This window comes from Chromobacterium amazonense (assembly GCF_001855565.1).
Classification (GTDB): Bacteria; Pseudomonadota; Gammaproteobacteria; order Burkholderiales; family Chromobacteriaceae; genus Chromobacterium; species Chromobacterium amazonense.
In genome coordinates, this window is sequence record NZ_MKCR01000009.1 from 19,097 (window position 1) to 33,964 (window position 14,868).

Genomic DNA, 14,868 nt, shown 5'->3' on the forward strand with positions numbered 1-14,868 from the left:
CGATTTTGTGAGCGGGTCTAAATGGGGCAGACGCGCCCGCGCCCGCAGCCCTTGGCCAGGTAAAGCTGGCCGTCCGCCTGTTCTATCAAGCGCTGGCTGCGGCAGTCGACAATCGGCTGCAGGCAGGCGACACCCAGGCTGAGGGTGACCCAGGGCGCCACGTCCGAATCGGCATGTTCGATCCGCAGCTCGCGGATGGCCGCTTCCATTTTCATGGCCAGCGAGGCGGCGCCGGCCAGCGTGGTTTCCGGCAGCAGGCAAGCGAACTCCTCGCCGCCGAAGCGGGCGGCCAGATCATAAGAGCGGTTCAGTTGCTCGCGCAGCGTCTGCGCCACCCGGCGCAGGCATTCATCGCCGGCGCTGTGGCCATAGCGGTCATTGTATTTTTTGAAATGATCGATGTCGGCCATGATCAGCGAGAGCGGATGATTGTGGCGCACGCCATGGCGCCAGGCCTGCTCCAGCCGCTCATCGAAGCGGCGCCGGTTGGCGAGGCCTGTCAGTCCGTCGCTGAAGGCCAGCGCGCGTAGTTGGTCGGCCTGGAATTTCAGCGTCAGATGGGCATTGACCCGCTTGCGCAAGGTGACGGGCGTCACTGGCTTGCTGACGAAGTCCACGGCGCCGGCCTCCCAGCAGGCGATTTCCTGTTCCTGCCCCTGATGGGCGGTCACGAAAATGACGGGGATGTCGCAAGTGGCTGGATCTTGCTTCAGTTGCCGGCAGATCTGCATGCCGTTCATGCCGGGCATCTCGATATCCAGCAGCAGCAAGTCTGGCGGAGTCGACTGGCAAAAATCGATGGCTTGTTGGCCGGTGGTCGCCATGAATACATCATGTTCCGGCTGCAGGATTTGATGCGTTGCCAAGATATTGGCCGGCAGATCGTCGACGACCAGTATCCTGCCGCGCCGGCCGGAGGCAAGGAAGGGCACATCGTTCATGGCTGATCCACCTTCTGTTGTCTGATCAGGTCGTCGCATAGACGCGTGGCGGCGGCGAAGTCCAGCTGCATGATGGCGTCGCCGAGTTGTTCCAGTTCCTGCGGCATGGCCACGCGATATTGTTGTTCCAGCTGCTCAAAGCGCTGAACGGCTTGCAGATTGGAAGTGTTTAGCAGCAGCCGCAGATCGGCCAGTTCCTGCCGGATGTTGGCGACATCGCCCACCGAGGGGTGCGGCGCGGAGGGGGGCGCGACTAGCTCCTCGGCCAAGCGTTGTGCCGCCGCAGTCGCCTCTTCCGCCGCTTGTCGCAGCGCGGAGAAGTCGGCTGGCCAGCCGCGCGCTGGATCGCGCAGCCAGGTCTCCTTGTCGGCCGCGAGCGCGGCCAGTGCGTCGGCGCCGACCGTGGCGGCCAGCCCTTTCAGCGTATGCAGGGTTTGGATCGCCGGCTCGCGCGGGGTTTGCTGGATCTGGCCTTGCAAGCTGGCCATCAACCCGATTAGTTCTTCGCAGAAGCTCAGCAGGGTGCGGCGGTAGATTTCGACATTGCCGCCGAAACGGAGGATGGCGGCGCGACTGTTGATCAAGCCGCTGTTGGCTGTGGGTTCTGCGTGGGCCGGTTCCGCCTGGGCGGGGGGCTCCATCTTGGCTTGGGGCGCGCGCGCAGTGTGGCGGAGTATCGCCGCCACCAGCTGATCCAGGTCGAAGGGCTTGCCGACATGGTCGTTCATGCCGCTGGCCAGCGCCTGTTCGCGGTCGGCCGGCATCACGTTGGCGGTCATCGCGATGATGGGCAGGGCGCTGGCGGGGAACTGGGCGCGCAAGCGGCGGGTTGCCTCATAGCCATCCATGTCCGGCATCTGGATGTCCATCAAGACCAGGTCGTAACGGGCCGGAGGCGTCAGGGCGGCTAGCGCCGCCTGTCCGCAGTCCGCCACATCCACCGCGGCGCCTTCCTGGCTCAGCAGTTCGCGCGCCACCTGCTGGTTGGTGGCGTTGTCTTCCACCAGCAGCAGTTTGAGGCCGGCCAACCGCGGCGCTTGGCCGGCGGGCAGCCGGGGCAGGGCCTGGCGCACGCCCCGTCCGGCGCGCGCGTCGGCGACGGCGTCGAACAGCATGGATGCCGTCACCGGCTTGATCAGGAAGTGATCGATGACGCCGGGGCTTTGCTTGCGGCGCTGCTCGAACAGCTCGCGTCCGTAGGCGGTGACCATCATGATCACCGGCGGCTGGCCCTGCGGCGGAAGGCGTCGCAGACGCTCGCAGGTTTCCCAGCCATCGATGCCGGGCATGCGCCAGTCCACCAGCACCACGTCGTAATCCAGGCCGGCAGGCTGTTCTGAAATCATGGCCAGCGCCTCTTCGCCGCTGGCGGCGGCATCGACTCGCCAGCCAAAGGAGCGCAGGATGGCGCTTTGCGTCTGGCGGGCGCTGTCATTGTCTTCAATGACCAGACAGCGCAGGTTTTGCAGCGGCACGACGCCTGTGGCGACGGGCATGGCCGCGGCCGGCGCCGCTTCGCATTCGATTTCAAAGCTGAAGGTGCTGCCGTGGCCGGGTTCGCTATCCACCCGCAGCTTGCCGCCCATCAGCCCGACCAGGCGCTGGCTGATGGCAAGGCCGAGTCCGGAGCCGCCATAGCGGCGCGCTGTGGATGATTCGGCCTGGGAGAAGCCTTCGAAGATGCGCTGGCATTGTTCCGCCGTGATGCCGATGCCGGTATCGCGCACGGCGAAGGCGATGCGCAGCCGGTCCGCATCACGTTCCACCAACTGCGCCGACAGCGCCACTTCGCCGCGCTCGGTGAACTTGATCGCGTTGCCGGCCAGGTTGATTAGGATCTGCTGCAGGCGCAGCGAGTCGGCGACGATGGTGTCGGGCAGATCGGGGGCGATGTCGAACACGACTTCCACGTCTTTGGCGCCGACATTGGCGGACAGGATGACGCCGATGTCGCGCAGCAGCTTGTCCAGGCTGAGCGGATGCGGGTCCAGCGTGAGCTTGCCGGCTTCCACGCGGGAGAAGTCCAGAATGTCGTTGAGCAGGGCGAGCAGGGTGCGCGCGGCGACGGCGGCCTTGTCGGCATAGTCCGCTTGCTGGTTGTCCAGGCTGGTGTGCTGCAACAGTTGCAGCATGCCCAGCACGGCGTTCATCGGCGTCCGGATCTCATGGCTCATATTGGCCAGGAAATCAGACTTGGCGCGGCTGGCGCTGTCTGCGGCGGTTTTGGCCTCGCGCAGCCAGTTTTCCTGCTCGCGTTGCTGGGTGATGTCGCGATTGATTCCCAGCATCCGGCTGGGTTTGCCATCCGGGCCGCATTCGACCACCGCCGCCGCTTGCACGTAACGGATGTCTCCGTTCTGGCGCACGATGCGGAAGGTCTGGTTGAAGGCGGCGCCGGTTTCCTGGCACTGCTGCAGCCGCAGCTCGGCGTCCGCGATATCGTCCGGGTGGACCCGTCCCCGCCAGTGGTTGTAGTAAAGCCCGAAGTCGCGGAAGGAGCGCGGGATATCGTAAATGTCGAACATCCTGTCGTTCCACTCCAGCGTGTCGCTGGCGATGCGCCAGCTCCAGATGCCCAGTTCCGCCACTTCCGCCGCCTTGATCAGTTGGTCGCGGGCGGATTCCAGGCTGCGCTGGTCCTGCAGCCGCTGCGTGATGTCGGAGGCGATGACTAGATAGCCGGCGGCGTCGCCGCCCTCGTTCTCCAGCCGGGAGACCGTCAGCTGCACCGGAAAGCGGCTGCCGTCGGCGCGCACATAGGTCCATTGCCTTTCGTCGGTTTCTTGCCGCCACACCGGCGCGACCACGGCCTCGAAGTCCGCGCCCACCGTTTCGCCCAGTTCGTGCGACAGCTGGATCGAGCGTTCGGCCAATTCGTCCCGGCAATGGAAGTCGGCCAAAGAGGCTTTGCCTATCATGTCCGGCGCCGGATAACCGAGCATCCGTTCCGCCGCCGGGTTGAACAGCGTGATCAGGCCGTTGCCGTCGGTGGCGATGATGGCGTAGCCGGAGTGGGCCAGGATGGCGTTCTGCATGGCCGAGTAAGCGCGCAGCTGCCGGGTGCGCTGTTCGATCTGCTGCTCCAGCGAGGCACTCAATTCACGTATGTATTTTTCAGCCGCTTGCTGTTCGCTGATGTCGCGTATGGTTAGCGCCACGCCGCTGGGCTGGCCGCGGCCATGGCGAATCGGCGAAATGGTGATGTCCACGTCCAGCCAGCGGGCATCCGGCAGCCGCAGGCCGCAGCGCAGGTTGCTTGGCGCGCCATTCTCGCGGGCCTGCAGCAGCCGTTCGGAAGAGGCGGGAGCGCCTTCGGGCTGGGGAATGATGCTGTCCAGCGTTTGGCCTATCGCCTGTTCGGACGGACAAGCGAACAGGCGTTCCGCGCCGGCGTTCCAACTGACGATGCGTCCCTGGGCGGTGCAGCCGATGATGGCGTCCTGCGAGCTTTCCATGATCGCGGCCAGTTCGGCCTGGCGGATGGCCGCCTGGCGGTAGGTGCGGAAATACAGCAGGCAGGCGAGGCCCAACAGCAGGAATACGCTCAGCGCATTGGTCAGCACGGCGGCCTGGGTGCTGGCGACCAGTTTGGCCACTTGCTTGTCCGGCAGCACGGCGATCAGCTGGCAATAGTGTTCAGGCGCGCTGGGCGTGAATGGAACGTGGATCGCATGCGCGTACGCGATGCCGTATGGCGAGTCGAAGGTGCGCAAGGTAGCCGGTTGCCCCATGTTTTGCGATGTCGGCCGGAAATCATCCTGCCAGCGCTTGAGGCGCCCGGTGTCGGCGCCGAAAGCGCGGGTCGGGTCCGGTTGCTGTAGATAATTGCCGTTCTGATCGGTCAGGTAAATCTGGATTTCCGTCGGAATGTTGCGTTTTAACGAGGCCAGCAGTTCGCCGGCGTTGAAATTAATGACCACCACGCCAAATACCGCGCCGTTGTCATCGCGGACCGGCATCGATACATGCAGAGTCGGCACCGTCGGCGCGCCACGCCCTTCCCGCGGGCGCGAACCCATCGAGAGGTCCGAAAAAAAGACTTGTCCCGGCGGCAGGCGCAGCGCCTCGCTTACATAATTTCGATCGCCGCGCCGGGCCAGCTGCCCTTCCGCGACGACGACTATGTCGCCGCGCGTTCCACGCTCCACGCGCAGCAGTTCGCGCCCGCCATCGGCAGTTCCGATCAGCCGCGCGGAGGTCAATTCCGGATTGGCCGCCAGGAAGGCGCTGAACAGGCCGGTCAGGCGCTTGTTCCAATTCTGCAGCGTGGAATTTTCCTGCTTGTCGATGCCGTTGTCGGCTTTGGCGCGGATGATGCCGCCGATGGGCGGCGTGGCGCTGAGAAAACGCACATCGCGTGCTAGCTGGTCAAACTGTCTGCGCAGGATGGCGTTGCGGGTTTGCGAGACGTAGCCCAGTCGGGTCTGATATGCGGCCAGCAGCTGCTGGCGTTGATGTTGTCCGGTTTGCCAGACCACGACGGCGGTAACGATCAGCGTGATCAGCAGGAAACACGCGACGAGCGACCATTCAAGCCGCAATCGCGCGGCGCGGGGAAGGATGGACAAGGCGCAGCTCCCGGCATGGGGTCAAGGATAGCCTTTGTCCAGTATAGAAAAGCGGCCGCTTCATTCAAATCGCATCGCGAGGCCGTGGGAATGCGATGCATTGGAATAACGGCCCCGCTTGCGCGGGGCCGCGCGCGGTCAGCGCAACTGCTGCCACAGGAAGGCGTATTCCATGGCGGCGATGCCGGCCTCCTCCTCGTGGTTGGCGGCGGAGCCGTGGCCGCCTTCGGTTCGTTCGTAATAATGCACGTTGGCGCCTAGCTGCTTCATCGCCGCGTACATCTTGCGGGCGTGGCCCGGATGGACGCGGTCATCCAGGGTGGACGTAACGAACAGGGTGGCCGGATAGGCGGTGCCGGAGCGGAGGTTCTGGTATGGCGAGTAGCGTTTGATATACGCCCAGTCTTCCGGCTGGTCCGGATTGCCGTATTCGTCCATCCAACTGGCGCCGGCCAGCAACTTGTTGAAGCGCCGCATATCCAGCAGCGGCACCTGGCAAACGACGGCGTGGAACAGCTGCGGATACTTGGTCAGCATCACGCCCATCAGCAGGCCGCCATTGCTGCCGCCCTTGATGCCCAGGTGGCGTGCGTCGGCGATGCCGCGCCGCGCCAGATCCTTGGCGATGGACGAAAAATCGTCGTAGGCCTTCTGGCGCTTGTGTTTCAACGCCGCCTCGTGCCAGGCCGGGCCGTATTCGCCGCCGCCGCGGATATTGCCCAGCACATAGACGCCGCCGCGCTCCAGCCAGGCCTTGCCCATGGTGCCGCTGTAGTAGGGCGTCATCGATACTTCAAAGCCGCCGTAGCCGTATAGCAGGGTCGGGTTCTTGCCGTCCAGCTTCAAGTCCTTGCGCGCCACCACGAAGTAGGGCACCTGGGTGCCGTCGTTCGAGCGGGCGAAGAACTGCTGGATGCGGTAGGGGCTGGCGTCGAAGAAGGCCGGCTGTTGCTTCAGCGGCTCGCGCGCGTCGCTGCCGGCATGGGCCAGCGACAGCGAGGTCGGCGTCAGGAAGTCGGTGAAGGTGAAGAAGTAGTCGTCCGAGCTGTCGCTGTCTATCGAGCTGACTTCTATACTGCCGTAGCCTGGCGCGGCCACGGCGCGCGATTGCCACTTGCCGTCCACGACTTGCCATTCCACCAGCCGGCTCTTGACGTCGTCGAGCACGGTCAGGATGACGGCGTTGCGGGTGTCCGTGCTTTCGGCCAGCGAGGTGGAGGCGGTGGGTTGGAACAAGGGGCTGAAGTCGCGCTTGCCCTGCAGGTAATCGTCCAGCTTGATGGCAAGCAGGCTGCCGGCTTGCCAGTCATGCCCGCCCACGGTCCAGTGTTGGCGCGGTTTCAACAACAGCCATGGGCCGTGGAAGCTGGCTTCGACGTGGCCGGGCTTGTCCAGCTTCTGCCACTTGCCGTCGCGCTGCAGGTAAAGGTCGTTGCTGAAGAAGCTGGTGCCCTGGCTGATCAGATGGTATTGGTAGCCGGCGCTGTCGATGCGGTTGGCGCTGACCGAGATGTCGCTGGCCTTGCCTTCGAACAGCGTGGCGGCTTGCTCCAGGCGCTGGCCCCGCTGCCATTGCTTGACGATGCGCGGGTAGCCGGAGGCGGTCAGCGTGCCCTTGCCGAAGTCCGTGGCGACATACAGCGCGTCGCGGTCTTTCCAGTTGACCTCGCTCTTGGCTTCCGGCACCACAAAACCATCGGCGACGAAGCGTTTGCCCGGCAGGTCGAATTCGCGCACTACGGCGGCGTCGCCGCCGCCGCGGCTCAGGCGGATCAGGCAGCGGTCTTGTTGCGGCTTGACGCAGTCCGCGCCCTGCCACACCCAGTTTTCCTTCTCGTTCTTGGCCAGTTGATCCAGGTCCAGCACAGTGTCCCAAGCGGGATCGGCCTTGCGGTATTCCTCCAGCGTGGTGCTGCGCCAGATGCCGCGCGGATGCTGGCCGTCGCGCCAGAAGTTGTAGTAGCGGTCGCCGATCTTCTCGATGCCCGGGATGCGGGCGCTGGAGTCCAGAATGGCCAGGATGTCTTTTTTCAGTCCGGGAAAACTGTTCCAGCTTTCCGTCTGTTTGTCGGTCAGCGCGTTTTGTTGGCGCACCCACTGCATGGCCTGTTTGCCTTGTATGTTTTCCAGCCACAAATATGGGTCGGCTGCGGCGTGGCTCTGCGCGGCCAGCATCAGGGCGGCGGACGCGAGCAGTCTGGTCTTCATGATGTTCTCCTGAGTGCGGCGCCCTTGCCGCGCATCGGCGTGCCGGGCGCCTGTCATTGTGCCGCCGCGGCAGTGTCGCGGCGATCCCAGACTGTAGCGCGTTTCAAAACCAGTTGTCATCCGCTTGGGGCGTAAAAAAGCCCGGCCAGTGGGGCCGGGCGGAAGCGGGCGTTACGCCTGCTGTCGCAGCGTCGGGTAGTCGGTGTAGCCGGGCGCGTCGCCGCCGTAGAAGGTTTCCGCTTGCGGCGGATTCAGCGGGGCGTTCTGTTTCAGCCGCTCCACCAGATCCGGATTGGCAATATAGCTGCGGCCGAAGGCGGCGGCGTCGATATAGCCTTGCTTGATCAGGGTTTCCGCTTTCTCCGCGGTGTAACCGCCGGCGCCGATGATCACGCCGGGGTAGCGCTTGCGCAGCTCGGCGCGGAATGTGTCGTCCAGCTTGGGGCCGCCGGCCCAGTCCGGTTCGGAGATGTGCAGGAAGGCCAGCTTGCGTTTGGCCAGTTGTTCGGCCAGATACAGCGCCATTTCCAGCTGGTCGGTATTGGAGACGCCGTTGAAGATGCCCAGCGGCGAGATGCGGATGCCGACATGATCGGCGTCCCACTCGGCCACTACAGCGTCCACCGCTTCCAGCAGGAAGCGCGCGCGGTTTTCCACGCTGCCGCCGTACTGGTCGGTGCGGACGTTGGCGGCCGGCGACAAAAACTGGTCCAGCAGGTAGCCGTGGGCGCCGTGGATTTCCACCAGGTCGAAGCCGGCGCGGCGGGCGTTGTCCGTGGCGCGGCGGTAGTCTTCCAGAATATCGGCGATTTCCTCTGTTTCCAACGCGCGCGGGGTGTCGCACTGCTCGCGCACCAGGCTGCCGTCGGCGGCGCGGATATTGGTGCGGCTGTCGGCCTGGATGGCGGACGGACCGACCGGCGCGTCGCCGTTAGGCTGCAGCGAGCGGTGCGAGATGCGTCCAGTGTGCCACAGCTGCAGCGCGATCTTGCCGCCGGCTTGATGCACGGCCGCGGTGACTTCGCTCCAGGCGCGCACTTGTTCTTCGCTGTAGATGCCCGGCGCGCCGGCGTAACCCTTGGCGGTCGGCGAAATATGGGTGCCTTCGGCCACGATCAGGCCGGCGCTGGCGCGCTGGCGGTAGTATTCCTTGGCCAGCGGGCCGGGCACATCGCCCGGTTCGATATTGCGCAGGCGGGTCAGCGGGGCCATCGCCACGCGGTTGGCCAGAGTGACGGCGCCCACGGTCAGCGGGGTGAACAGTTTGTCGGCTTGCATGTTTTCTTCCTTTTGAAGTCTATTGCGTTGGGCTTACTGATCGAATCCAAATCCCTGGGCGCGCGCAACCGGCGCGACCTGCGGATAGTAAACCTGGCGGTAGAAACGCGCGATGCTGCTGGACCACGGCTCGCCGTCGGCGCGGCCGATGTCCTGCCAGTGGCGGCGCAGCGTGTCGTCGTAGGCGGCGATGTGGGCGGCTAGACCCTCGGCGTGGTAGCGCTCGCGGTGGACGAAGCTGTCGCGCGGCAGGCGCGGCTTCTGCTCACTGTCGTCCTTGACGTGGCCGATCACTAGTCCGGCCAGCGGGAAGGTCAACTCCGGCAGCTCCAGCAGTTCTATCATGGCCTGCGGGTCGCGGCGGATGCCGCCGATGGGCACCACGCCCAGGCCGGCGGCGTGGGCGGCGGTCATCATATTGCCCAAGGCGATGCCTGCATCCACGCCGCCGACGGCGAAGGCCTCGACGCTGTTGTGGATCACCTGCTTCTCGCCAGCCATTTCCACGCCGACCCGGGTCTTGTGGAAGTCCATCACCACGGCGATGAAGACCGGCGCCTGGGCGATCCAAGGCTGGCCGCCGGCGATTTCGGCAATGCGCTTGCGGCGCGCCGCATCCTGCACCACCACCAGGGAGACCTGTTGGCCGTTGATCGAAGTTGGGCCTTTCCATGCCGCTTCCAGAATCGCGTCCAGCATTTCCGGTGCGACCGCTTTGTCCTGGTAGCTGCGCACGCTGCGGTGTTGATGCATCAGTTGCAGGGTTTCATTCATGATGGACTCCGTTTAAGTAGACCAGTCGTCTAGTATTTGATTCAAGAAAACCCGCCAGTCGCGGCGGGGTTCGCTATCGCTTGCAACTGGCGCTATCGGGCTGCACCAGCATGGTTTCGGTCAATTTGTAGGCGTTGAGCATGGGTTGCTGCGAACGCAGCACCTTGTACAACAGCGCGCTGCCCACCCACAGGCTGTACAGGCTGGCGGCCAGCTCATCCGGCTCCAGATGCGTGCACAAGCTGCCTTCTTGCTGGCCGCGGCGAATGGCGTCGGCCAGGCGGTGGATCACTCTGCCCATGCCCTCGGCCAACATCTCACGCATCGGCTCGGACAGGTCAGACACTTCGGCAGCCAGCTTCACCGCCAGGCAGGTGTGGCTGTGCTCGCTGCATTGGTGATGGTCTACCCACCCCTGGAAATAAGCCAGCAGGCAATCGCGGGCATGGCCGGCCTCCGGCCGCAGCAGCAGAACCAGCTTTTCGTCGTAGTTCAGGAAATAGCGGCGCAGCATCTCCACGCCATAGCCTTCCTTGGACGGAAAGTAATGGTAGAACGAACCTTTGGGCACGCCGGCGTAGGACAGGATTTCCGCCAGTCCGACGGCGGCGAAACCCTTGCCCTGGATGATGGCTTCTCCAGTGGCAAGCAGGTGCTCGCGGGTATCTGCGGTGTGGTTGGCTCGTGACATGAGCTGGATACTACTAGACCAGTCGTCTAGTTTCAAGGTCAGCATGCCGCCTGGGATGGTTTTGTTGCGTTTTCACACCTATGCAGACACTTTAGGCCAAAGCCATGCCGTCTTTCATACCGCTTGTTCGCCAATCCTTTGCCGACGCCGGGACGAGCCTGATTCGGCGAGCCGCCCCAGGTCAAAGTGCCGGCCGGAAAGTTGGGAAAGTTGCTGGGACGCGGCAGATCACGGCGGTGCCTGGCAGCAGCCTGCTGGCCTTGGTGGATACGCCGCTCGATCATTGAGCCCCTGTTCAGATTCTTTTACCGCCAGCGGCCGATTTCTGCCGGATGGGGAGGCGGCATGAGTGTTTGGAAAATGGGCGGGCTGTTGAGCGTCTGCCTGGCCGGCGTAGCCTGGGCAGACAAAGGACCGCAGGTAGTGGATATCAGCAAGTTCGCCTTCACGCGGAAGGAAATCACGGTGGCACCTGGCTCGAAAGTGGTGTGGATCAATCACGACGAAGTCCCGCATACGGTGTCCGGCCGCGACAAATCTTTTGTCTCCAAGGCGCTGGACACCGATGACCGCTACGAACATGTCTTCGACAAGGAGGGCGACTACGCCTATTTCTGCGCCGTGCACCCGTATATGACTGGCGTGGTGCACGTGCGCAAGCCCTGAGCGCTTCATCTTTCATGACCTGAGAGGCGGCTTCCGGATGAGAAGCCGCTTTTTCATGCGCGGGTGAATTTCAGTTCAGCATCTTGTACAGGATCGTGGTGGCATTCAGCTTTTCGCCGCGGCCATCGAGCGCGAAGCCTGGGATCATGCCGGCGACTTGATAGCCGAGCGAGCGATAAAGAGGCTCGGCCTTGTCGCCGCTAGCGGTGTCCAGCGTCAGCAGGCTGCGGCCACGCGCTTGCGCGTGTCGTTCCAGTTCAAGCATCAGCGCGCGGGCGATGCCCTGGCGGCGGTAGCGCGGATGCACCAAAAGTTTGCATACCTCGGCGCGATGAGGCTGGTTGGGCGGGGTGTCGCAGTCGAGCTGCACGCAGCCGGCCAGTTCGCCATCCAGCAGCGCCGCCAGCAACAATCGCCCGCCGCCGACAACGCCGGGCAGGGTTTTGTCGCGCCAGAAGGCGGTAGCCTGTTCCAGGGAAAACGGCAGCACGAAATGGATGCTGGCGCCGTCATGCACGCAGGCGTGCAGCAGTTCGGCCAGTTCCGGCAGCAGGGCGGCTGCGGGCGCGGCGTCGAGCGAGAGGATTTCCGGGTGCGGCATCTTGCTTCTTTTCTTCCTGTGGGCGTGATCGCACCGAATAAGCAAGAAACAGGCCCGGTTTCCCGGGCCTGGCGCGGCGTCTCCGATCAAGGATCGGGCGGTCTGGGCAGCGGCTGCGCGTCCGGGATGTCCGGCGCGCCGCGCTGGGCTTCCACCTTGTTCACCACAGGCGCCGCTTCCGGCCGCCAGCTGTTGCCGCCTTTTTTCACCGGCGGCAGGGCCGGCCGGCTGGGCGGTTTCCATGGCGTGACGGGCGTCGGTAAATGGACGATGGGCTGGATGGGCAGGGCGGCCGGGGGCTTGGCTACCGCCGGCGCAGGCGCAGGCACCTCCGCCGGCCACAGCCACCAGGCCGCGCCGACGGCCGCCGCCGCGCTCAAGAGCAGGGCGGCAGGCCAGGTGCGGCGCGGACTCACCAGCTCACCTGATCATTCAGGTTGAGGCTGCCGCTGGCCGGGGTCTGCAGGCTGCGATTGCCGGACAGGTTTTCCCAGGTGACGCTGCCGTCGGCGTTCTTGCGGTAGTACTTGTAGGCGATTTGCTGGCTGGCCGGCAGGTTGACGCCGTTTTGCCATACCGGGTAGTTGGCCGCATCCACTGGAATGCCCAGATCGGTGTTCCAGTTGCCCAGCGCCCGTGCGTTGCCGGTCACGTAAAGTTGCTGCCCCCACTGCGTGCTGGCGGTCACATTGATGCTGACCGGCACCTCGCCGGCCTTGGGCGCGGCGCGGCAGTTGTTGTAGCGGGCGCAGACCACTTGCGGGATGTCGACCACCTTGCCGGCGTGGATCGAGGCCAACAGGCTGATGTATTCGCCCATCGCCCAGTTCAGCGGCGCCATGGATTTGGTGGGCGTGCCGGGCTGGTAGCCGGCCGGCGTGCTTACCGTCCAGCCGTCCGGCAGCGTGGCGCTATTGGACCACACTTGCTCCGGCAGCATGCCCTCCGGCGTGGCCAGCAATTTCAGCGTGGCGAAGTAGGGTTGGCCGGCGCCGCCATTGCCCTGGCGGGCGATTTCGTACATGCCGCGCTCAGCGGTGAAGATGGGCCAAAGGCGGCCGGCGCCCGTGCCGTTGAAGTCGCCGCCGTCGTTATGTTCGCCGTAGCCGTCGAAGTTGTAGCGGAACCAGGCGTTGACCGGCAGGGCGGGCGCGCCGGGCAGTGCCAATTTCTGCCCCAGCACGCTGTCGAAAACATTGATGGTGTTGAGTATGGTCGGATCGTTGGCGCGCTTGACGCCCATGCGCACCAGCTCCAGGAAGCCGCCGTCCACCACGCGGCGGGCGTCGTGGCTGCCGCCGCCGTTCTTGAGCGTCAGCGTTTGCGGGGTGTCCGGTCCGGCGGCCGGCGCGAAGCTGGCGCGGTCGGCGCCGCTGCCGGCGCGGCTGGCCGGATTGATCCGGATATAGTAGCCGCCGTTGCCGAAGCCGCCGCTGCTGGTATAGGTCCAGGCGGCGATGTTCTGCTGCCAGTAGTCGGCGGCGGACAGGTAGCGGCCGGCGCTGGCGTCGTCGCCGTTGTTGCGGGCGATGTCGGCGGCGGCCACCAGGCCGGCGATTTCGGCTGCGATGGTGGATGGCGAATAGCCTGAATTCTCTTCCCAGCGTTCCTGATAGCTCCACGGGCCGGTGGAGACGATGTAGTCGGCCGTCAGCTTGATTTTGGGCCACAGCGGGCTGGAGACCGACGGCCCCAGCCGCCAGGCCAGCAGGATGGGCATGGCTTGCTCGTCCATCTGCGTGCCTTGCCAGTACGGCCAGCCGCTGACCCAGGCGTTTTGCGGGAAGCGGCCGACGCGGCTGTAGCCGGCCGCGCAGCCGGCGGCATTGTATTCGGCCGCGCCGCAGTTGCTGGTCTGTTGCAGGGTGTTGAATAGGTAATTCACAACAGTGGTGGCGGTGGCCGCATCGCCGGCTGTGGTCAGCGCGTTGGCGAACTTGAACAGATCGCGAGGCCACACCAAGTGGTAGCCGCCCTGGTTGGCGTCGCCCTGGGTTTCGCCCCATGGCGTGCCGATGCCGGCGATCATCGCGCCATTGCTCTTGTCCTGCATGGTTTTCAGCGTCATCGCCGCCAGATAGTAGCGATCGTCGGCCAGGCCTCCCTGGGTGGACAGGCCGGCGGCGTAGCCGTGCCAGGCGTTGTCGTATTGCTGCTGCGCGGCGGAGAGATCGGAGCTCAGCGAGGCGGCGGCGCTATTGATCGCATCGGCCTGGCTCTTGCCGAAGCCCAGAACCACGTCGAAGGACACGCTGGTGGCTGTGGGATCGCCCAGGTCCAGCCAGCCGGTCTGGGCCACGTTGCCGTTGCTGGCGGAGCTGAAGGTCCAGTCCATCTTGTTGTCGCCGCTGCCTATCAGATCGGTCCAGCCGTCGCTCTGGCCGACGAAGCCGCTGGACAGCATGGGCTGGCCGTTGGCCGTTTTCCATGGCTGGCTGGCCATCAGCGCCGAGGCGCGGCTGTTGTGGCTGGCGGCCAGGGCGTAGCCGCCGGCGGCCGCCACGGTCTGGGCGGTGTTGCCGCTGCCGGTGTTATCGAGGTAAGGCTTGAACAAAACGTAGAGATTGAAGTCGCCCAAGGTATGGCCGTTCAGCGCGGTGAAGGTGACGCGCTGGATCAGGGTGTCGTGATTGGGATCGGCGAAGATGCGTTTGCTGATTTGCCAGTTGTGGCCGGCGTTGCCGGTGCTGGCGACCCAGCTCATGGTGCGGGCGTCGCTCTGGCTGGCGGAGTAGGCCTGGCGTTTCTCCTCATCGACGAAGGTCTTACCCGCGTCGCCTACCAAAAATTGCAAATCGACAGACTCTGGCGTGTCCAGCACCGGGTAGTACACCTCGGATACGATGCCGCGGTAGCCGGTGAAATAAACCTTGGACGAACTGCCCACGGCGGTGCCGAGGAAGGATTTGGCGGCCGGGCCGCGTACCGGCGCGTCGCCGGGGGCGCCGAAAGCTTCGGCGGCATGGGCAAACGGACTGAACAGGCTGGCGATGACGATGCCGAGCAGGGCCGGGCGTGTCAGGGACGGGTAGGGCATGGTGATTGTCTCCACTTTGTAGTACGGCAGGTTGACCTACGGATAAAAGTCTTACCGAATGCCGATGTAATTTTGTTACGGACTATAGCAAAAGGCGGAGAGCA

General features: G+C 64.7%; 10 protein-coding genes. 1 reads left to right on the forward strand and 9 read right to left on the reverse strand.

Annotated elements, in window-relative coordinates; translation table 11 throughout:
* Positions 1-17: 17 nt before the first annotated feature.
* The 6 genes from BI343_RS06285 to BI343_RS06310 all read right to left on the reverse strand — a co-directional run bounded on the left by BI343_RS06285 (position 18) and on the right by BI343_RS06310 (position 10,460).
* Positions 18-941, reverse strand: coding sequence for a diguanylate cyclase (locus BI343_RS06285; RefSeq protein ID WP_071109084.1), 924 nt, complete (start codon positions 939-941; stop codon positions 18-20).
* Positions 938-5,509, reverse strand: a complete 4,572-nt coding sequence (locus BI343_RS06290; protein ID WP_071109085.1) for a response regulator — start codon at positions 5,507-5,509, stop codon at positions 938-940. The genes BI343_RS06285 and BI343_RS06290 overlap by 4 nt, the downstream gene beginning before the upstream one ends.
* Before the next feature lie 138 nt (positions 5,510-5,647).
* A complete protein-coding gene (locus BI343_RS06295) occupies positions 5,648-7,717 on the reverse strand; it encodes a prolyl oligopeptidase family serine peptidase (RefSeq protein WP_071109086.1) in 2,070 nt (689 codons plus the stop codon).
* 171 nt (positions 7,718-7,888) lie between these two features.
* A complete protein-coding gene (nemA, locus tag BI343_RS06300; RefSeq protein WP_071109087.1) occupies positions 7,889-8,995 on the reverse strand; it encodes an alkene reductase in 1,107 nt (368 codons plus the stop codon).
* A 33-nt stretch (positions 8,996-9,028) separates the two neighbouring features.
* Positions 9,029-9,769 (reverse strand): NADPH-dependent oxidoreductase, encoded by a 741-nt coding sequence (locus tag BI343_RS06305; protein WP_071109088.1) that lies wholly within the window; start codon positions 9,767-9,769, stop codon positions 9,029-9,031.
* A 73-nt stretch (positions 9,770-9,842) separates the two neighbouring features.
* Complete coding sequence (locus tag BI343_RS06310) at positions 9,843-10,460, reverse strand: TetR/AcrR family transcriptional regulator (protein ID WP_071109089.1); 618 nt, start codon at positions 10,458-10,460, stop codon at positions 9,843-9,845.
* A 345-nt stretch (positions 10,461-10,805) separates the two neighbouring features.
* Here BI343_RS06310 and BI343_RS06315 point away from each other — a divergent pair, with 345 nt between their 5' ends.
* A complete protein-coding gene (locus tag BI343_RS06315; RefSeq protein WP_071109090.1) occupies positions 10,806-11,126 on the forward strand; it encodes a cupredoxin domain-containing protein in 321 nt (106 codons plus the stop codon).
* Between the two features lie 70 nt (positions 11,127-11,196).
* Here BI343_RS06315 and BI343_RS06320 read toward each other — a convergent pair whose 3' ends face one another.
* From BI343_RS06320 to BI343_RS06330, 3 genes are all read right to left on the reverse strand, one after another.
* Positions 11,197-11,727 carry a GNAT family N-acetyltransferase gene (locus BI343_RS06320; RefSeq protein WP_071109091.1) on the reverse strand — a complete coding sequence of 177 codons (531 nt, stop codon included), beginning with the start codon at positions 11,725-11,727 and terminating at the stop codon, positions 11,197-11,199.
* An 86-nt stretch (positions 11,728-11,813) separates the two neighbouring features.
* A complete protein-coding gene (locus BI343_RS06325; protein WP_083340844.1) occupies positions 11,814-12,143 on the reverse strand; it encodes a hypothetical protein in 330 nt (109 codons plus the stop codon).
* On the reverse strand, positions 12,140-14,764 hold the full coding sequence (locus BI343_RS06330; protein WP_083340845.1) for a glycoside hydrolase family 15 protein: 2,625 nt from the start codon (positions 14,762-14,764) through the stop codon (positions 12,140-12,142). The genes BI343_RS06325 and BI343_RS06330 overlap by 4 nt, the downstream gene beginning before the upstream one ends.
* Positions 14,765-14,868: the final 104 nt, after the last annotated feature.

Coding starts and splice junctions, on each gene's coding strand:
- BI343_RS06285 (WP_071109084.1), bottom strand. CDS start 941: ATGAACGATGTGCCCTTCCTTGCCTCCGGCCGGCGCGGCAGGATACTG.
- BI343_RS06295 (WP_071109086.1), bottom strand. CDS start 7,717: ATGAAGACCAGACTGCTCGCGTCCGCCGCCCTGATGCTGGCCGCGCAG.
- nemA (WP_071109087.1), bottom strand. CDS start 8,995: ATGCAAGCCGACAAACTGTTCACCCCGCTGACCGTGGGCGCCGTCACT.
- BI343_RS06305 (WP_071109088.1), bottom strand. CDS start 9,769: ATGAATGAAACCCTGCAACTGATGCATCAACACCGCAGCGTGCGCAGC.
- BI343_RS06310 (WP_071109089.1), bottom strand. CDS start 10,460: ATGTCACGAGCCAACCACACCGCAGATACCCGCGAGCACCTGCTTGCC.
- BI343_RS06315 (WP_071109090.1), top strand. CDS start 10,806: ATGAGTGTTTGGAAAATGGGCGGGCTGTTGAGCGTCTGCCTGGCCGGC.
- BI343_RS06320 (WP_071109091.1), bottom strand. CDS start 11,727: ATGCCGCACCCGGAAATCCTCTCGCTCGACGCCGCGCCCGCAGCCGCC.
- BI343_RS06330 (WP_083340845.1), bottom strand. CDS start 14,764: ATGCCCTACCCGTCCCTGACACGCCCGGCCCTGCTCGGCATCGTCATC.